Origin of the sequence: Brevibacillus laterosporus DSM 25 (genome assembly GCF_002706795.1) — a bacterium.
Classification (GTDB): Bacteria; Bacillota; Bacilli; order Brevibacillales; family Brevibacillaceae; genus Brevibacillus_B; species Brevibacillus_B laterosporus.
The window spans coordinates 1,322,814-1,341,671 of the sequence record NZ_CP017705.1 but is presented as its reverse complement, the minus strand read 5'-3'; the positions used below and the strand labels follow the sequence as shown (position 1 = coordinate 1,341,671).

Annotated in this window: 17 protein-coding genes; 14 read left to right on the top strand and 3 right to left on the bottom strand. The window is 41.2% G+C overall.

Annotated elements, in window-relative coordinates; genetic code table 11:
- The first annotated feature begins 40 nt into the window (after window positions 1–40).
- From BrL25_RS06485 to BrL25_RS06460, 6 genes are all read left to right on the top strand, one after another.
- Window positions 41–1,546, top strand: a complete 1,506-nt coding sequence (locus BrL25_RS06485; RefSeq protein ID WP_018673713.1) for a DEAD/DEAH box helicase — start codon at window positions 41–43, stop codon at window positions 1,544–1,546.
- A gap of 149 nt (window positions 1,547–1,695) precedes the next feature.
- On the top strand, window positions 1,696–2,454 hold the full coding sequence (locus BrL25_RS06480; protein ID WP_026315325.1) for a hypothetical protein: 759 nt from the start codon (window positions 1,696–1,698) through the stop codon (window positions 2,452–2,454).
- Between the two features lie 186 nt (window positions 2,455–2,640).
- Entirely contained in the window at window positions 2,641–3,078 is a 438-nt protein-coding gene (locus BrL25_RS06475) for a MarR family winged helix-turn-helix transcriptional regulator (protein WP_018673711.1), read from the top strand.
- Complete coding sequence (locus tag BrL25_RS06470) at window positions 3,075–3,734, top strand: HlyD family secretion protein (protein ID WP_018673710.1); 660 nt, start codon at window positions 3,075–3,077, stop codon at window positions 3,732–3,734. Before BrL25_RS06475 ends, BrL25_RS06470 begins: the two co-directional genes overlap by 4 nt.
- Before the next feature lie 10 nt (window positions 3,735–3,744).
- A complete protein-coding gene (locus BrL25_RS06465) occupies window positions 3,745–4,968 on the top strand; it encodes an efflux RND transporter periplasmic adaptor subunit (protein ID WP_018673709.1) in 1,224 nt (407 codons plus the stop codon).
- A 13-nt stretch (window positions 4,969–4,981) separates the two neighbouring features.
- A complete protein-coding gene (locus tag BrL25_RS06460) occupies window positions 4,982–6,616 on the top strand; it encodes a DHA2 family efflux MFS transporter permease subunit (protein ID WP_018673708.1) in 1,635 nt (544 codons plus the stop codon).
- Window positions 6,617–6,808: 192 nt separating this feature from the next.
- Here BrL25_RS06460 and BrL25_RS06455 read toward each other — a convergent pair whose 3' ends face one another.
- Window positions 6,809–7,588, bottom strand: a complete 780-nt coding sequence (locus BrL25_RS06455) for an AIR synthase related protein (RefSeq protein WP_018673707.1) — start codon at window positions 7,586–7,588, stop codon at window positions 6,809–6,811.
- 31 nt (window positions 7,589–7,619) lie between these two features.
- Entirely contained in the window at window positions 7,620–8,318 is a 699-nt protein-coding gene (locus BrL25_RS06450; RefSeq protein WP_018673706.1) for a class I SAM-dependent methyltransferase, read from the bottom strand.
- Window positions 8,319–8,504: 186 nt separating this feature from the next.
- Here BrL25_RS06450 and hppD point away from each other — a divergent pair, with 186 nt between their 5' ends.
- The 4 genes from hppD to BrL25_RS06425 all read left to right on the top strand — a co-directional run bounded on the left by hppD (window position 8,505) and on the right by BrL25_RS06425 (window position 13,620).
- A complete protein-coding gene (gene hppD / locus BrL25_RS06445) occupies window positions 8,505–9,596 on the top strand; it encodes a 4-hydroxyphenylpyruvate dioxygenase (protein WP_018673705.1) in 1,092 nt (363 codons plus the stop codon).
- Between the two features lie 229 nt (window positions 9,597–9,825).
- Window positions 9,826–11,910 carry a carbon starvation CstA family protein gene (locus BrL25_RS06440; protein ID WP_018673704.1) on the top strand — a complete coding sequence of 695 codons (2,085 nt, stop codon included), beginning with the start codon at window positions 9,826–9,828 and terminating at the stop codon, window positions 11,908–11,910.
- Between the two features lie 314 nt (window positions 11,911–12,224).
- Window positions 12,225–12,437 carry a CstA-like transporter-associated (seleno)protein gene (locus BrL25_RS06435; protein WP_018673702.1) on the top strand — a complete coding sequence of 71 codons (213 nt, stop codon included), beginning with the start codon at window positions 12,225–12,227 and terminating at the stop codon, window positions 12,435–12,437.
- 337 nt (window positions 12,438–12,774) lie between these two features.
- On the top strand, window positions 12,775–13,620 hold the full coding sequence (locus tag BrL25_RS06425) for an inositol monophosphatase family protein (RefSeq protein ID WP_035312295.1): 846 nt from the start codon (window positions 12,775–12,777) through the stop codon (window positions 13,618–13,620).
- A 303-nt stretch (window positions 13,621–13,923) separates the two neighbouring features.
- Here the strand turns inward: BrL25_RS06425 and BrL25_RS06420 are convergent, their stop codons facing one another.
- On the bottom strand, window positions 13,924–15,039 hold the full coding sequence (locus tag BrL25_RS06420) for an FUSC family protein (protein WP_018673699.1): 1,116 nt from the start codon (window positions 15,037–15,039) through the stop codon (window positions 13,924–13,926).
- Between the two features lie 357 nt (window positions 15,040–15,396).
- Between BrL25_RS06420 and BrL25_RS06415 the strand changes: the two genes are divergently transcribed.
- From BrL25_RS06415 to BrL25_RS06400, 4 genes are all read left to right on the top strand, one after another.
- Entirely contained in the window at window positions 15,397–15,816 is a 420-nt protein-coding gene (locus BrL25_RS06415) for a hypothetical protein (RefSeq protein WP_018673698.1), read from the top strand.
- A gap of 66 nt (window positions 15,817–15,882) precedes the next feature.
- Entirely contained in the window at window positions 15,883–16,830 is a 948-nt protein-coding gene (locus tag BrL25_RS06410) for an AEC family transporter (protein ID WP_018673697.1), read from the top strand.
- A gap of 329 nt (window positions 16,831–17,159) precedes the next feature.
- A complete protein-coding gene (locus BrL25_RS06405; RefSeq protein WP_018673696.1) occupies window positions 17,160–17,786 on the top strand; it encodes a YitT family protein in 627 nt (208 codons plus the stop codon).
- Window positions 17,787–17,958: 172 nt separating this feature from the next.
- Entirely contained in the window at window positions 17,959–18,828 is an 870-nt protein-coding gene (locus tag BrL25_RS06400; RefSeq protein ID WP_018673695.1) for an ABC transporter ATP-binding protein, read from the top strand.
- The last annotated feature ends 30 nt before the right edge of the window (window positions 18,829–18,858 follow it).

Sequence of the window (18,858 nt, the reverse complement as noted above, 5' to 3'; positions counted from 1 at the left end):
GATCAGACAGTACGGTTTTCGTTAAGAAGGAAGTGAAAAGATGGCTAAGTTCGAACAATTTGGTTTACGACCGGAGATTATGCAGGGGATTTCCGACCTGTTTTATAAAGAGCCCACAGCTATTCAAGAAGAAGCAATTCCATTGATTATGGAAGGTAAGGATGTCATCGGACAAGCTCAAACTGGTACTGGTAAAACAGCAGCGTTTGTATTGCCGATCCTCCAAAAGCTACAGGATGGGAAAAAGGATATTCAGACATTGATCCTTACCCCAACCCGTGAGCTATCTATTCAGATTGCTGCTGAAATTGAGAAGCTAGGCAAACACCTTAATGTGAGTGTTTTATCCTTGCATGGCGGTACAGATATTGAGCGTCAAATGAATAAGCTAAAAGGCACTGTTCATATCGTAGTGGGAACTCCAGGGCGTGTGCTTGATCATATGCGCCGTGAAACACTACACTTTGGTCGCATTCATACTTTGGTATTGGATGAGGCTGACAAGATGCTAGAGATGGGCTTTTTAGAAGATGTGGAAAAAATTATCGTCTCCACGCCAAGTAGCCGACAAGTTCTGCTATTCTCTGCGACAATGCCGGATTTGGTGAAAAAGCTGGGACAACGATTTATGAACCAACCGCCACATATCAAAATTGAATCAAAGCAAAAAACCGTTGCTAATATCACACAAGAGTACTATGTAATCAACCAAACAGATAAAATAGATGCGCTACTTGATCTTATCGAGGTCACTAAGCCATTCCTAGGTATTATTTTTGCTAACACACAACAGCGTGTAAAGATTTTAACGTCACGTTTACAAGAGGCTGGCTATGATGCCAAGGCACTATATGGTGATTTGTCTCAAAAGAAACGCGAAACCCTGATGAAGGATTTTCGGAAGATGAAATTCCAATTCCTTGTAGCTACCGATATTGCTGCCCGCGGACTTGATGTTGAAGGGGTTACTCATGTATTTAACTACGATATCCCGAGCGATGTAGAAAGCTATATTCACCGTGTTGGACGTACAGGTCGTGCCAATCAGCTTGGAAACTCAATTTCTTTTGTGACTCCACGCCAAAAAAGCGTTATGGCTCGCTTTGGTTCTGCGACAAAGGCGGATATTGAGGAAAAATTACTTACGCATACTCGTCACTTGGATGCAGGTCGCAAAGCTCGTGCAGCGGAGCGAGAAAAGCATTATACTGAGCTGAAAACGGAGAAGAAGAAACAGGAGCAAATTGAGATAGCAGAAAAAGAAGCTCCATTAAAAAAGGCTCTTGTGAAAAATAAACAAGTAAAGCCTGGTTATAAACGAAAGCTGAAGCGTGAAATGGATGAGTGGAAAACACAATACGAACGGAATCAAAAGCGTGAAGTAGGAAAGAAATCTGCTAAAGCAAACAAAGGTAAAGCAAAGGGTCGCTCAGGAGGACAGTCGTCGGCTGGTGGTCGTCCGGGGCAAGCGCCAAGCAGACCAGGACAAGCGCCAAACAGACCAGGACAAGCACCAAGCAGACCTGGTAAACGATTTAGCAAATAAGCTTCTTTTGCAGATCAGATAAAGTAGGATAACGTAATAGAGAAGCTCTTTTCCTATTTATTTAATGGGAATAGGGCTTCTTTCTGTTACAGAAAAGGATTTTGACGAATTGTGGCGAAATCTATCGGGTGTAGAGTGAGGTGAAAAGCATGAAAAACTCCCGATCAGAAAGACATCGAATGCGCCGCCGAGCTGATCGAGATGTAAGCCGATTTTGGATTATGGGCTTCATCTTTAGCTTAATAGTGTTATCCGTCGAATTTTTTGTTACCATACCTGCTGAAGCAAAGTGGCTGTTAGAAATGGAAATGGTATTGTTTAGCGCCAGCTTTACATTACTTGCTTTTTATCTGCTGGGTTTAACCTTTGTTTTTTCAAAACAAGGTGAAGCTGGTGGTGTTAACCATCAAGTAATTATTTATGTGTGGTTGGGAGCTATTTTGTACCATTTGTTTGTACTAGTAACCAATATGACCAATCAGCATGTATATAAAGCAGGGATTATTCTTTTTTTAGGCCCTCTATTTTTAACGATTTACCATTTTATTACGTACCTGTCTGCTTTGCTTCAAGCACGACGTGATGAAGAACAAACATCGGTAGCCGCTTTGGAAAGATCTGCCTATCAACTCATCAGTGAAGCAACTAAACTGTATGAAGAGATACGAAAACTCAAAACTGAATTTCCAGAAGTGGAACAGATGCTTAATGCCAATCAATTTGCACACAAGCTCGAAAAATATACGCTTGAGATGCAACACTATTTACAAGTTGATTCGTTCCAACGAAGAGATTTGGAGTTTCTGGAAGGGCATTATCTATTCATCGAAAATATTTTAATCATTGTGAAGCAGCACCCTGGTATTGCAGAATCACGTAAATATCTAGCACGAGAAAGAGTGCTATAACCCGAAGAATGGACCATGCTCATGCGGTCCGTTTTTCGGGTTTTTTAATTGAAGCTCGGTAAAATGCATTTTTATTAAAAAATTTGTTGCATAAAAGTTTTCCCTATCCTATATTATTTCGTGTACGAAATTTTCGAGTGCGAAATAATATTAGTGATCGCGAATATATGTAAGAGGTGATATGAGGTGCCTAAAGGGCTGATCATACGTGATGGGGTAAGACAACTTAATAAAATCATCGGGATGATGATTACACAGGAGCTTAGCGAGGTAGGAATTACAATGCCTCAGATTAGTGTGATGCGCAAGATTAAGGATGGACCTATGACGATTGGCCAATTAAGCAAGGACCTCTATCTCTCTTGCAGTACGGTTTCCGGGATAGTCGATCGCTTAGAGAGGGAGGGGTACATCGAACGTGTGCGAGATACTGCTGATCGGCGTGTAGTCTGGATACACATCACAGATAAATTTGAGGAGATGGCTAATTCCATCCCGGTGATGCAAAAGGAATATTTTACAGAACTAATAAAGGACTTATCGGAAGAAGAGATAGACAAAATCACCGATGCCCTGCAACTGCTCATTAGACAATTTGAGAAGAGGATTGAGGAGAGAACATGAAAAAGAAATTTATTCTATATACCATACTGCTGCTTATGGTTGTAGCAGGTGGAGGAATCGGTTATTACTACTGGTACCAAGGTACTCATTACATTACTACAGAAGATGCTCGTGTTGCAGGTGACACGTATCGTGTGATGCCACGGATATCTGGCAAAATAACCTCGTTAGACTTGTCAGATGGTCAAAGCGTACTAGCTGATCAAATTGTGGGTCAACAGGATACAACAAATATCGCTGGCAACATGTTAGATAATGCTACTCTGCGTGCTCCCATTACTGGTACGGTGTTAAAAGTAACGGCTAAAAGTGGAGAAGTGGTAGCCCCTGGTCAGTCCGTTGCAACTATTGTTGATATGAATAAGCTCTATGTGTCAGCTAACATCGAAGAGACTGATTTAGGCCGTATCCACCTAGGGCAAACCGTTGAATTTACCTTAGATTCATTTAAAGGTCAGACATTTACAGGACAGGTCTCAGAATTGGGAACAGCAACAGCCTCTACGTTTTCCTTATTACCTGCAACTAGCACAAGCGGTAACTTTACGAAAGTGACACAGCGAATACCAATTAAAATTTCTATTGGCGATAAACAAAACAGCCGCATTCTGCCAGGTATGAGTGCTGTGATTAAAATTCATTTGAAAGGGAATTAGGGTGAAGAGTATGAATAAAACACAAAAAGGGATAGCAGGTACTTTTGCCATTATGGCGTTGTTGCTCGGTGGCTGTAGCAACAATAGTGACAATGAAGCAGCAAATGCTCCAATTGTACAAACGATGAAAGTTGTAGGTACTACGAACTCGTCTGGCTTGATGGCATCGGGCAAGATTATTCCCGATCAACAAGTTCAGGTGGTTTCCAAATTATCTGGTCGAGTAGCAAATGTCAACGTAAAAGAGGGCGACCGTGTCAAAAAAGGAACGGTGTTAGCGACTCTCGAAAACGCTGAGCTAGTACAACAAGTACGTCAAGCAGAAGCTGGCATTGTAGCGTCTCAAGCCAAATTAAATGATACCAAAGCTGGTACACGCCAACAGGATTTAGATCGGCTAAACAGTGCCTTACAACAGGCAAAAATGGGCTGGGATGTCGCCCAAAAATCATATGATCGCATGAAAGCTTTATTTGATACAGGGGCTTTGCCTCAAGCTGATTTGGATAAAGTAGCGCTTGCATTAGAACAGGCTAAATCAGGGTATGAACAAACAAAAGCACAGCTTGATTTAGCGAAAGCAGGCGCAACCTCCAATTCTATAACAGCTTTGCAAGCGGATGTAACACGTCAAAAAGCTGGTTTGGATTTAGCTAAAACAACTTTATCTAATTCAACGATCACATCACCAATCGACGGAATGATTGCGATTCGTAATATTGAGCCAGGAGAGATGGCAGCGCCTAGTATCCCACTAATGACCATCGTCAACATGGATACAGTGGTAATAAAAGCAAGCGTTCCTCAAGAACAAGTAAACCATTTGAAAAAGGGACAGACGGTACAGGTTGTAGTAAATAAGGATAAGAAAATGGAAGGAACCATTGATTTTATCAGCCCTGTTTCTGATACAAACAGTACGACGTTCCCTGTTAAAATCCGAGTGAAAAATGATGATTCGTTATTAGCTGGAATGATTGCTGAGGTCTATTTTGGTACAGATACTACACAAGTAGCCACAGGGGTGGAGATTCCAAAAAGCTCTGTTATTGAGCAAGCTGGTAAAAAATTTGTTTATAAAGTAGATGGAAATATTGTTCACATGACTCCTGTTGAAGTAACAGAAAAAAATTCTGATTGGTTATATGCGAAATCAGGTGTTACCGCTAACGATCAGATTGTTACACAACCAGCTAAAGATCTGCATGATGGTAGTCAGGTTCAGGTAAACTAGGAGGCGATCAAATTTGTCTGCTTCTAACAACAAGGAGAATGCTTCCTATAAATGGTTGGCGTTGGCTGCTATTGTAATGGGTACATTCGTGGCTGTCTTGAATAACAGTTTAATTAACATTGCCCTACCTAAGTTAGTAGCTGTATTTGGTTCTACTACTGACACCATTCAATGGGTGCTAACAGGGTATATGCTTGCTTCTGCGGTTGTTATCCCGATGAGTGGTGCACTTGGAGATAAATTTGGCTATAAGCGAGTATTTGTAACCTCACTTGCTTTATTTACGATTAGCTCTACGTTTTGTGGATTTTCATGGAACGATAGTAGCATGATTTTCTTCAGAGTGGTGCAAGGATTAAGCGGTGGTTTCATCATGCCGATCGGGATGTCTATCATCTACACGATAATGCCACGAGAACAAATCGGGACAGCACTTGGTTTATGGGGGATTTCTGCGATGGTAGCACCTGCTGTCGGCCCTACGCTAAGTGGGTACGTCATAGAGTATTTCAACTGGCGGTTTCTCTTCTTCATGGGTGTACCAGTAGGGGTTTTAGCGGTAATCATGAGTAGTATTATTTTAAGAGAAACACCGCTGAAAAAGGATTTAAAATTTGATTTTCCCGGTGCCATCTTGTCTATGATTGGTTTTGCTTCATTATTGCTCGCCTTATCAAAAGGGCAATCAGAGGGTTGGACGTCATTGTATATCGTTAGTCTATTATTTGTGGCCGTGTCCAGCTTAACATTACTGGTCTATGTAGAGTTAACTACTGAGCAACCGTTGATCGAGTTCCGTATTTTAAAGAATGGAACATTTTCGCTTAGTTTGTTGATTGTTAGTTTTCTTACGATGGGAATGTTCGGTGGTATTTTTATGATGCCGTTGTATATGCAGAACATCCAAGGCTTATCCGCCATGCAGACAGGTCTTCTCTTGATGCCACAGTCAATTGCCATGGCATTAATGATGCCGATAGGTGGTAAATTATTTGATAAATTTGGTGTTGTCCCACTTGGGTTGATTGGATTGACGCTCGCGGGTATAACTACCTTCGAGCTTCAGCATTTAGCTCAGGACACCCCTCATCGTTGGATTGATGTGCTATTAACCATTAGGGGATTGGGAATGGGATTATGTATGACACCTCTTTCTACGGTTGGGATGAACGCCATCGAGAAGTCGATGGTTGGTCGTGCTTCTTCCTTATCTAATCTGATTCGTCAAGTGATGGGCTCCTTTGCCATCGCTATTTTGACAGCACTAATGAGTAATCGGCAAACCTTCCATGCTGTGCGAATCAGTGAAAATGTGCAAGCGACCAACGATACAGCTAATCAAATGATGAGTATGCTATCAGGAGTATATGCACAAAGTGGAGTGGATTCTGCTACCTCAATGGGAGGTGCCTCTGCTATACTGGCAGGTTTGATTCAAAAAGAAGCCTTCACGAGAGGGATTGCAGACACCTTTATGGTATCAGCGTTACCAATCCTTCTATCCATTCCATTGGTGCTGTTTTTCCTAAAAAAGCGAAAAACACCAGATGATGTAGTGGTAGCAAAAAGAGCTCCTATTGATAAGCCAGAAGGAGAGTCACCACAAAACGTTTCATCTACAGCAGGTACCTCACCAGTGGAAGGATAAATATATATGCCCTCTACCTCAGTTAGCCTTGGCTGGCTGGGGTCTTTTTTTACACAAACGCAAGGAGAGAACAGCCCCTTCTAGAGTAGAAAGTAGCTGTTCTCTCCTTGTGTTTGTTACAGTCCATTGCTCTGTACTTGCTGGACACTTGTTTTCTTACATATACAATGCCTTCACGCTGTCCCTTTTACTTTATTCAAGAATAGCTAAAACATGTACAGGACAACGTAATTGGTTTCGGAATTCTTCAAGTAGGTCAGCTGAAGCTGAAAAAACCACACATGTAGAAGGTCCACCGGATTCCTCTAAATCAAGAGCGGGAGGAGTGGTGAGACGATATGAAAGCGAGGCACTTTTTGCTAGCTGATCCATTTCATAAGCAATGCCTTTTGAACCAACGGGCAATAGATCATGGACACCGGGATGAGCACGTAGGTGGATCAGGTCAGCTAGGGAAAGCATCTCGGGATCGTCTAATCTAACTTCATGCTTAGGGCCGCTTTTTGGAAGGCCTGCACACATGATAGCTTCTCTCGATTGGGCTGTTCCTGGGGAAAACTGTGATTGCTGTACTAGCCCAAGCACGGTTATTCCAACCCCTGTCTGCATGGTTGGAATGTTCTCCTCCGTACTTCCTGTAAACTGGATATCCTCTGTGACGCCTGCTTCTTTCGCATATTCCTTAATACCACGGAGAATTTCTTCACCGTAGCCCTCGAACTCTACTGATAGCGTATCGCATATCATAAACGGAGAGGCTCCACAAGCAATCAATTCAAATAGCGGCACACGAACAGCAAACCGTCCTAACATATCAGGTGCGATTTGGACAATATCTTGTGGTTTGGTGCCGATGCCGCCATCTGAATCGCATGCGATAACAATGCTTTGTGCTTCATTGATCCGAAATAGCGTCAGATCACGTACCTTTTGCAAATGGTGTAATGGATTTGTGAGATAGGGTACTCGCATAGCTGGCTCCTTTACAAAATGGATTATCTGTTTAGTGATGTGAGTGCTTACGCAAAGCAAGTAAGGTTACAAAACTAACTGCTTCACGTAATTCCATGCTCAGGGAATCGGCAAGGTCAGGAGGAAAATCATCTTTATACACATGTGATTCCTTTTGTAAGCAAAATCCATTCTCTTGCGCTAGCTGTTTTGCTTCCCAGGGCATGATTGTATTCTGGATAGTGGCCTTTCCATACAAACGTGGATAGCTATGTGCCCGCGGGCCTGCTGTGGGTCCCAATACCCCCAGTAGTAACAATCCGTTTGGTTGCAGGATGCGTTGAAATTCTTGAAGGACAAGTAAGGGAGAGGAAGTGAACTCCATCGCGTTAATAGACAGGATACCTGCAAAGGTTTGGTCTGAATATGGCGTAGCAGAAATATCTCCCTCCATAAATTGTAGAGAGGTAGAATCAGAAAGCCGTCTGGTTTGCTGTGTGGCATAGGCTATCATTTCTGAGGAAATATCCAAACCTGTTACATTATACCCTACAGAGGCTAGCTTGAAGCTAGCATATCCATCACCACAGCCAGCATCCAGTATTCGACCTGTGTGGGCAGGAAGAAGTCCTGTAAATAAAGGCAGGATCGTTTTGCGACTGCCTTGTTCCCACATTCCCTTACTACGCTCATGCCAATCACAAGCCATTTGATTCCACTGTTGTGAGACAAATGTATTCCACTCTTTCATCGCACTTCGCTCCCTTCAAATATCCCTGTTTATATCATAACTGATGGAGTAGGTAGACAGAAGACTATTATTGATACTACATGAAAGCGTTTAAGCGTTACTTCATATTCTTGCATGAAAAAAACAGAACATGTAATCTCAAATAAATAGGTTTAAAAAATTCAGAATAATCGGAGGTTGATCGATGTGAGCGTAACAGACTTTTTCCCCATTCAAGATTGGGACTATGTTGAGTTGTATGTAGGAAATGCGAAGCAGGCAATGTACTACTACGCAAAGGCATTTGGATTTGAGCCATATGCGTATCGTGGTTTGGAAACAGGGAGTCGCACTCAAGTCTCTTATGCGTTAAAGCAAAATCACATTCGTTTGGTGTTGACAGGAGCATTAGATCCAGATCATCCGATTACTGATTTCATTAAGCTTCACGGAGAGGGAGTTAAAGACATTGCCCTTCGTGTAGAAAATTGTGAAAAGGCTTACCAGGAAGCTATTTCTCGAGGAGCTACATCTGTGATGGAACCTACTGAATATAGCGATGAACATGGAACGATAAAAAAAGCAACGATTGCTACTTATGGAGAAACCGTTCATTCTTTTATTGAACGTAAAGATTACAAAGGAGTATTTTATCCAGGCTTCCAACCTTATCAAGCTCCGTTTGCCTGTCAGGGTGCGGGTCTAATTGGAATCGATCATATGGTAGGAAACGTAGAAGTTATGGACGAATGGGTTGGGTTTTATGAGAAAGTCATGGGCTTTACGTCTTCCCAAAACTTCAGCGATGATGACATTTCTACTGAATACTCTGCGCTCATGTCCAAAGTTATGCAAAACGGTACTGGGCGAATTAAATTTCCGATTAACGAGCCTGCGGAAGGAAAACGCAAATCACAAATTCAAGAGTATCTGGAATTCAACAAAGGGCCAGGGGTTCAACATATTGCTGTATTAACCAATGATATTTTGACAACCGTTTCGCAATTAACGGCAAATGGTGTTGACTTTTTAAGTGTACCTGACACGTATTACGAGGATTTAGTGGAACGTGTAGGGGCAATTGAAGAGGATATTGAAAAATTAAAAGAACTAAGAATTTTAGTAGATCGTGATGATGAAGGCTACTTATTGCAATTGTTTAGTAAGCCAGTAGTAGATCGTCCGACACTATTCTTTGAGATTATCCAGCGTAAAGGTAGTCGTGGTTTTGGAAATGGTAACTTTAAAGCATTATTTGAAGCACTAGAGCGAGAGCAGGAGTTGCGTGGAAACCTATAATGATCCGATAAACGAATAAGTAAGGAAGCTAATTTCTCATTACATATGAAAAGTGGCTTCCTTTTTTATAATCAGATATTTTTTGAAAAAAATGTATATTATGCTAAAAAAAGCTTTTCAGCCGATCTACAAGTAAGGTATCATAAATAAAGATTCTAGTTATTTTGTTAAAAATCAGATAATTTAGATTATTGGTATGTATCTTATATTCTGAAAGGAGGAGCACTTTATGAAGCGAAAGATACTATCCATTATTATGTGGACAGTTATTTCTGCATTAGGAGGCATTGGATTTGGTGCGTTGGCTTTATCAAAAGGGGAGCAAGTAAGTTCCTTCTGGTTATTAACGGCAGCTTTATGTACATATGCAGTAGGTTATCGATTTTACAGCCGTTTTATTGCCCGTAAAATTATGGGGTTGGATGACAGACGAGCTACTCCTGCTGAATTACATAATGATGGCAAAGACTTTGTGCCAACGAATAAATGGGTTTTATACGGACATCACTTCGCGGCGATTGCGGGTGCAGGCCCGTTAGTAGGACCTACATTGGCAGCTCAAATGGGGTATTTACCCGGTACAATTTGGATTATTGTTGGGGTTGTATTGGGAGGAGCGGTACAGGACTTTATTATTTTATTTGGTTCGATGAGACGAAATGGAAAATCATTAGGTCAGATTGCTAAAGAAGAAATTGGACCTATTGGGGGCGTCTTGGCAATGATTGGGATACTAGCTATTATGGTTATTCTCATTGCCGTATTAGCACTTGTTGTTGTTAATGCTCTCACTCATTCACCGTGGGCAACCTTTACGATTGCCATGACGTTACCAATTGCTATCCTGATGGGATTGTATATGAGGTATTTCCGACCTGGAAGAGTGCTAGAGGCCTCTGTTATCGGAATTGTACTTTTGTTTGCATCCCTGTATTTTGGACAAGCAGTAGCAGAGTCACCAACCTGGGCACCACTGTTTGATTATGAAGGAACGCAACTTGCTATCATGATTATCATATATGGTTTTATCGCATCTGTTTTACCGGTTTGGTTTTTATTAGCTCCACGCGACTATCTCAGTTCCTTTTTAAAAATCGGTACAATAGCTTTTCTTGCCATTGGTATCATCTTCACATTACCTAATCTACAAATGCCAGCTTTAACAAAATTTATTGATGGCACTGGCCCAGTATTTACTGGAAACCTTTTCCCATTCCTTTTTATTACGATAGCTTGCGGTGCCATCTCCGGCTTTCATGCCTTAGTCGCTTCAGGTACAACACCAAAAATGATTATCAAGGAAAGTGATGCACCATTAATTGGCTATGGGGCAATGCTGACTGAATCTATGGTTGCTATTATGGCGTTGATTGCAGCCTGTGTATTAACACCAGGACTGTATTTTGCAGTGAATGCACCTACTTCAGCAATAGGAGCTGATGCAGTAACAGCGGCAGCTACTATTACCAACACGTATGGATTCCCTGTCACAGCTGAGCTATTAACGGAAACAGCCAAAGATGTAGGCGAGACGAGTATTTTATCTCGAACAGGAGGAGCTCCTTCCTTCGCATTGGGAATGGCACATATCTTTTCAGGGTTTATCGGTGGAAAAACCTTTATGGCCTTTTGGTATCATTTTGCTATCTTGTTTGAGGCAGTTTTTATCTTAACTACCATTGATGCTGGAACGCGCGTTGGACGCTTCATGGTACAGGACATGCTGGGTAATGTGTTTCCGAAATTAAAACGTATGGATTATCTCCCCGGTAACCTAATCGGGTCTGCTGCTGTGACAGCTGGATGGGGCTACTTTCTGTATCAAGGGGTTATCGATCCATTGGGTGGCATTAAAACACTCTGGCCATTGTTCGGTATTGCTAATCAAATGTTAGCGGCAATTGCTTTTGTAGTTGGTACCACACTCATTATTAAAATGGGCAAGGCTCGCTATGCTTGGGTTACGCTATTTCCAATGGCATGGCTTTCATCGGCTACCTTATATGCGGCTTGGCAAAAAATTTTTTCTAATGATATTACGATTGGATTCTGGGCGCATGCGAATAAATTTAAGGAGATTTTAGCGTCAGGCTCATTGCCAAAAGGGGTAACATCGGTTGAAGTGGCTGAGAAAATGATTTTTAATGATAGGGTTGATACCATTGTCTGTGCGATCTTTTTGATTATTACAATCGCCATTATAATTGATGGGGTACGTCTGTGGCTCTCTATTGCGAATGGAAAGAAATACGAGCTAAAAGAGGAACCCTTTGTGTTAACCAAGCGTGATCATAAAGGAGATCTACTCGCTTAGCTAGAAAATAAAAAAGCCGAAAACCGCCCACGGGCTGGTTTTTGGCTTGTACTTGTCTTCAAAGGCTTGTTGCCAGTCCGCTTTCAGAACTGTTCAAAAAATGTTGTGAAGGAGAACTGTAGGGGTGCGTTTTAACGCAGTTTGGGATAAAGTTCTACACTTTAGGAACACGAAGCGGACTGACAACAAAACTAAGAGATTGTTCAATCTATATCATAAAACAGTCTCAATAAAGAAATCTATATTTTTAACCAAGAAACTTTAATTTATATAGAGAATTGTTTTTAATCTGTTGAAAAGGTGAGGGGTGGGCAATGCGAAAGAAAATAAGACACTGGAAACGCCGATTCAAAAAAGTTCGTTCCATCATCAAAACGATTTTTGGTATGCCAGATTATGATCGTTATCTGGAGCATTGGTATAAGACACACGGTGCTCCCGGAATCTTTCCTATGACAGAGAAGGAATTTTATCTTTTCGCTTTAAAAAACAAATATGAGAGCGGCGAAATGAATCGTTGTTGTTAATGGAACGAAGGCTATGTAGCAAAGGGAGTGCTACATAGCCCTACTTATTTTTATCAAAAAGAATGCAGGAAGAGATGAGCCTGGGTCTCATCTTTGTTTAATACTTCTACATAGGAAAATCTATTGTTAGTAGGTAGATGGTGATCGCCAAACCAATTGGAGATTACGCAATTACGGATTCGACAGCGAATACCCTGCTGGTGTAAAAACGTATATAATTCAAACGCTTCCGATTCTGGCCTAAACTATTCATAGTCGCTGTTTTTGATTGTAAGGTGTAGGAGATGGTGAAATATGATACACTAAAGAAAATTGGATGGGTTGGGTGGCGATATCTTTGCAACCGAATGAACTGGAACAGTGGAAAGAATTGGCGATCGCATGCGCCAAAACAGCCGGTAAGTTAAGTTTAGAGAAAATGAATCAGCCCTATGAAGTGAATTATAAAACCTCTGCCTCTGATTTAGTCACAGCTGTAGATGAAGAAGTAGAGCAGATGGTTATTGATATGATCCTCAAGCAATATCCTGAGCATGGTATTTTGGGAGAAGAAAATCGTTTTCAGGGCAAGGCCCCTTCTGAATATGATACCTTGTGGATAATTGATCCTATTGATGGAACAACTAATTTTGTTCATCAGCAAATTAATTTTTCTGTTTCAATTGCGGTGTATCATAAAGGAGAGGCAGCTGTAGGCGTCGTATATGATCCATCCCGTGATGAGTTGTTTTATGCAACCAAAGGTGGAGGGGCTTATTTAAACGATCGACAGTTACGTCTACACCGACAAGTAAAATTAGAGGAAGCCTTACTTTGTACCAGTGTATTTTGGAATAAACGAGCTGAGCAGATAGGCATCGATGTTATTTTCAAAGAGTTGGCTGGTAAAGTTCGTGGGATGCGCTTGCTAGGAAGTGCGGCTTTAGAGCTATCTTACGTGGCAGCAGGACGACTGGATGGTTACGTCAGCTTGCAATTGAACGCATGGGATTTTGGGGCAGGCAAGCTCATCATTCAGGAAGCGGGCGGTACTGCTACAACTATGGAAGGCAAAGAACTTCCATACGATGCCAAAAGCAGTGTAATGGGTTGCAACCCGACCTTTTATGAAGAATTGCAACAATTTATTCGTAGTAATATGAACCTTATTCGTTCCGCACAAGATGTGGAGGATCATACATAGGTATTTTTCCATAGCAATCTGCCTTTTTTTCGCTTTTCTATGCTCTTATCCAAGCATCACATGACCAAAATTCATAGGGTACTAGCAGGAGTTTGTGAGTCCATGCATTCTCCGCTACTAGACCGTGAGAAGGAGGAAGGATCATGGGATGCGGTAGAAGAGGTGGTATATTTGGCTTTGGTGGCAGCTTTTTATGGATTATCATTATTATTGTAATATTGGTGTGCTTCTGTGACGATTAATCACACGTAGTTTGCAGAAATAATGAAGCCTTACCCGTTTTGGGGTAAGGCTCTTTTTCTACTATGCTTTGTATGCGTACATTTGTTGACGGCGCTTGTCATCGCAGTCTTTGGAAGCGGTGGATGACTCCCATACATGAGCAGAATACTCCATCTCAACGATCATACGATTTATTTCTGCGTACAGACAGCCAACCTCTCGTAAAGAGGAGATACCAGCTGTCTCTATCGATGTGACGAACTGTTGAGATTGTTGTTGTTTTATCCTGTATAACAGACTCATTAACTCCTGATGAGCCTCTGTGGACGGATTTGCAACAAAGGCACCATATGTCGAAATGGCGGCACTAGCATCAAGCAAAGGTTGGTCAAGAGTATGACGGAGAGTGGGGAGATATTTTAATTCCTGAGCAGTATACAAGATACTACATATAGAGATCAGCATCTTTTGAACGGAATCAATTTGTTGTTCCAGATGATAGAGTGTGTTAAGGTCTTTCCGACAAAATACATTATATTTTAGGCTTTTTTTTGCATGTACTAATGAAGCTTCGAGTTCATTATTCCATTTTAAAAGAGAGGCTGGTTCTACTATGGGAGTATCTGTTTTACCAGAGTGACTATTTAATGCAGTTGCCATTATTGTTAATGTATGAGCTAATTGCTTACATGACTCGGCGTGTTTCCTTTGAACTGTAGGAACATAGTTCTCCGGCCGAATAACCATTTGAATAAAAACGGCCACGAGCGCTCCAATAATGGTTTCTAAAATCCGTCCAGTTGAATAACCTTGCATTTGCTGAAAGGTCATTACCATCACAGAACTAACGCCGATTTGTGAAATAATCTGTGGATTCAAGCCTAGAGCGGTAGCTGTGCCCATACCTACTAATAGAACAAGAACGAGACCTAGTATCCCATTTTCAAAGTGAGGAAGAATAATAATACTAGAGATAACTCCTCCAATGATGCCAATTACGCGATAAATCCCCTTCTCCAGAGTATCTGCAATGGTAAGTTGCATGGTTAATACCGCAGCAAGCGGAGCAAAGTAGGCAAAATGATTGCCAAACAATAATGAGGCGATCAACAATGACAAGCCGGATGCTAATACGGTTTTACACACATGAAACGTGAGACCAAAGCGAGCGCACCAATTCATACTGCGCTGCACCATGGAACTCACCTCCTCGTTTTTTCTAAGCTGTTTTAGGTGTTCATTACAACCATCATGGTAAACCAAAAATGTTGATAGGAAGGCTTATAATTTTGACAGATTTCCGATAAAGTTCCTTTTTTCACAATTATAATGGTTTGTTTATAAATGAAAGCGAATACATTTACAAACAAGTGACACATTCACATTTTTGTACAGGAGAGCTTGTTCTGATATGCTAAAATGAAGGATATCTTTTGACAGCTAAATAGATGTAAAAATAGGCAAAGTAGAGTTATTATCTTTTACTGATGTTGGATTATTTTGAACAATATTATTTTTATAAGCTTGAACATAATTGATAAAGGGGCGAGGCGATTGAACGATTGGCGCATGTACACGGATGAACGCAAAGAGGAAAGAAAACATGTGTCTTGGCATGAGGTACTCAGAGAAATTGCGAGTTTGGATGGAAAAATGAGAACGTTGGTACATGCTGCCTATGGTGACCATGTTGATTTGGTTGTGTCAGGCGGTGATGAAGGATATGTCTTAGTTCAATGGAAAGAGTACGCACGTGACATCAGACATTATGTACTAACGACGAAGCAGGTTGATGTGGAAGTAACGGGCCGAATCATAACAGTAGAAGGAGAAGGGCTCCCAGTACCGGCTGATTGGGCTATTTCACTTGAACAAGCCATACCTTTGCTTGGGGATTTATTGCAAACCTGCGAACAAAAAGAAAACGCAGATTTGCAATGGTTATTACTTGAGACAGAATCTGGGCAAATGTGATGGGGGAATCAGGCATAATCTTTGATTTTCGCCATACTATTGTAGTGTAACAGGAGGGAAATTCGATTGGCCCTTGCACCGTTATTCTCATCTGTGGGTATGATGGCTGTCATTATTGGAATAGGGGCAATGATCGGTCGGATGAAGCCAGTCACTGCTGATGCTCGTCAATTATTGATTACCATTATTATCAACGTAGCTGTTCCATGTATTATACTCAACGGAATTTTTCACACTCAGTTGAACCAGCAACTCTTGAATCATATTTTCCTCATCTTTTTTATTGCTGTTGGTCTGAGCTGTTTTGGAATGCTTCTTGCTTTTTTATTTGCAGTCCTATGTAGTGTGCCTATGAATAAGCGGAAAGAATTTTCCTTTATCGCTGGACTTGGCAATACCGGATTTATCGGTCTTCCTTTGTGTGTTGGGTTGTTTGGGCCGACAGGGGGACTGCTAGCGGCAATCTATGATGCTGGTCTTGATCTGGTACTCTGGACTGTCGGAGTTATGGTTCTAAAGGGGAAAAATGGATTTACATGGAAAGATCTGAGTAGCATCGTGAATATTCCAATGGTGGCTATTGTAGTTGGGATGGTTTTTGCATTGATGGAATGGCAACCGCCAGAGATGGTTAAATCACTTACCGCTATGTTGTCTTCTATAGCTGCACCCTTAGCAATGCTGTACATTGGTTTATTAATTCCAGATCTGGTAGTACGTAAGCAACAAACGACGCGAGCACTCCTGATTTTAAGTCTATCTATGATTGTTAAGCTTTTCTTGTATCCAGTCATTGTTGCTGGCCTACTTTGGAGTTTTCACTTAGCGACAGAGATTACCCAAGTAACTTTGGTGATGGCAGCAATGCCTACCATGACGCTAGCCTCCATGTTATTTGCCAAATATGCGGCTGATGAAGATTTAGGAGCGATGGCGACGGTTAGTTCAACGATTATCAGCTTGGTTACCATTCCTTTGGTCGTTATGTTAGGTCAATTTATCTTGTCTGTATAACTTTTTTAAAGTACGTAATCACATGAATAAAAAATATAAAAAAAGAGCCTAAATTACCACCTGCTTGATTCATGAAGTGATTTTTATGTTATAATGGAATTGTAACTTTACAATGAAAGGATCGGATAGTGATGTTACCGCGAAGGACAATCTGGAAACGGTTTGATCTCTCAGACACGTAGCGTAGTAGTTAGAGCGTTCCACTCTTGACCTGTGAACACTAACTACGAAAGAGAGATGCTTTATGATACAAACAAGCGATCCTGACAGGACCTGCTTCGTAGTTAGTGGAGAAAGTGACTAACTAACTACGAAAAGGGGAAGCCTCGATGAGGACAAAACCATACCAACAAACCTTCATGATTTTACTGGGAACTTTTTTATTGGCCTTTAGCTATTACCACATCAACTTTCAGAATAATTTAAGTGAAGGTGGATTTGTGGGGTTATCATTACTTGGAAAATACGCTTTTGATTGGTCGCCGTCTATTACCATGCTAGCATTAGACATTCCAATCATTTTAGTTGCAATGATGATCAAAGGACGTAAGTTTTTGATTAATACCATTGTAGCAGCGACATCTTTTTCCTTTTTCTATGAGCTATGTGAGCGTTTCTCGCCGCTAGTATTTGACTTTAGCAATGCCATGTTGCTCGCAGTCTTATTGTCTGGAATCAGCACGGGCTTCGGTCTGGGATTGGTTCTTAGATTCGGGGGAGCAACAGGTGGAGATGATATTTTATCTCTATTCATAAGTAAGTGGACGGGTATGTCAGTAGGTACCGTTTTATTAATATTTGACGTACTTGTGTTGCTGCTTTCGTTATTTTTCTTACCAGTACCTCAAGTCCTGTATACACTTTTAGCAGTCTCAATCGCTGGTAAAGTGGTTACATGGACCTACGAATACGGTACAAAAGAAAAACAAACCAAGCTGGCGCACAGTGCAGCGTAAAGAAAAAACCAGTTAATAAGGTGAATGTTAGTCTGCTAGTCAGATAACAATGCCCCTGTTAATTGGTTTTTTTATAGAAAATGTTTGACAATGATAATGAGAACCAATATCATTTTATGGGAAGGTATTATATTTCAGGATATTATAGCGTGACATCGAAAGGAAGATGATCATGGTTCGCTTACATACACAGCAGTTAAACATAGGTTATAACGATAATCTAATTGTAGAAGACTTAAACATATCGTTACCAGATGGAAAAATCATTGCTCTGGTCGGTGCAAATGGATCAGGTAAGTCTACCATTCTAAAAACGATGGCACGTCTTTTGAAACCGAAAAAAGGCGGAGTATTCTTGGATGGTAAATCCATTCACCAACAGGATACCCGTAAAGTAGCCAAGGATTTAGCTATTCTGCCGCAAAATCCAGTAGCTCCTGATGGACTTACTGTAGAAGAATTGGTTTCTTATGGACGCTTCCCTCATCAGAAGGGCATGGGAAGTATGACGCCTGAAGATAAAAAAATTGTGCAATGGGCATTGGGAGTTACTGGTATTGATGAATTTGCTACAAGAGGAGTCGATCAGTTGTCAGGTGGTCAACGTCAACGTGCATGGATTGCTATGGCGTTAGCGCAACAGACGGATATCCTGTTCTTGGACGAACCGACCACGTTCCTTGATATGGCTCACCAATTAGAAGTATTACAGCTACTAGCTAAATTAAATACAGAAGAGAAGCGTACGATTGTTATGGTTGTTCACGATCTGAACCATGCTACTCGTTATGCCGATCATGTTATTGCTATTAAAAAAGGAAAAGTAATGGCTCAGGGAACTCCCGCTGAGGTCATGACGCATCAAATGCTGTGGGATGTATTTGGCATTGAAGCTGACATTATTCCAGACCCTCGTAGTGGTGTGCCGCTGTGCATTCCCTATGGGTTGGCTACTGGAAGTGCTTCTGGTAAACCAAAGAAAGATAGTGGTATTTTAGAGCATTCAAATGAAGAGAGCTCTACCTTGGCTGTAGCTCGTTAAGATAAAAGTTCATCAAGAGAATATAAAAAG

Coding starts and splice junctions, on each gene's coding strand:
- BrL25_RS06400 (WP_018673695.1), top strand. CDS start 17,959: ATGGTTCGCTTACATACACAGCAGTTAAACATAGGTTATAACGATAAT.
- BrL25_RS06435 (WP_018673702.1), top strand. CDS start 12,225: ATGCGAAAGAAAATAAGACACTGGAAACGCCGATTCAAAAAAGTTCGT.
- BrL25_RS06485 (WP_018673713.1), top strand. CDS start 41: ATGGCTAAGTTCGAACAATTTGGTTTACGACCGGAGATTATGCAGGGG.
- BrL25_RS06465 (WP_018673709.1), top strand. CDS start 3,745: ATGAATAAAACACAAAAAGGGATAGCAGGTACTTTTGCCATTATGGCG.
- BrL25_RS06405 (WP_018673696.1), top strand. CDS start 17,160: ATGAGGACAAAACCATACCAACAAACCTTCATGATTTTACTGGGAACT.
- BrL25_RS06420 (WP_018673699.1), bottom strand. CDS start 15,039: ATGGTGCAGCGCAGTATGAATTGGTGCGCTCGCTTTGGTCTCACGTTT.
- BrL25_RS06440 (WP_018673704.1), top strand. CDS start 9,826: ATGAAGCGAAAGATACTATCCATTATTATGTGGACAGTTATTTCTGCA.
- BrL25_RS06480 (WP_026315325.1), top strand. CDS start 1,696: ATGAAAAACTCCCGATCAGAAAGACATCGAATGCGCCGCCGAGCTGAT.
- BrL25_RS06450 (WP_018673706.1), bottom strand. CDS start 8,318: ATGAAAGAGTGGAATACATTTGTCTCACAACAGTGGAATCAAATGGCT.
- BrL25_RS06455 (WP_018673707.1), bottom strand. CDS start 7,588: ATGCGAGTACCCTATCTCACAAATCCATTACACCATTTGCAAAAGGTA.
- BrL25_RS06470 (WP_018673710.1), top strand. CDS start 3,075: ATGAAAAAGAAATTTATTCTATATACCATACTGCTGCTTATGGTTGTA.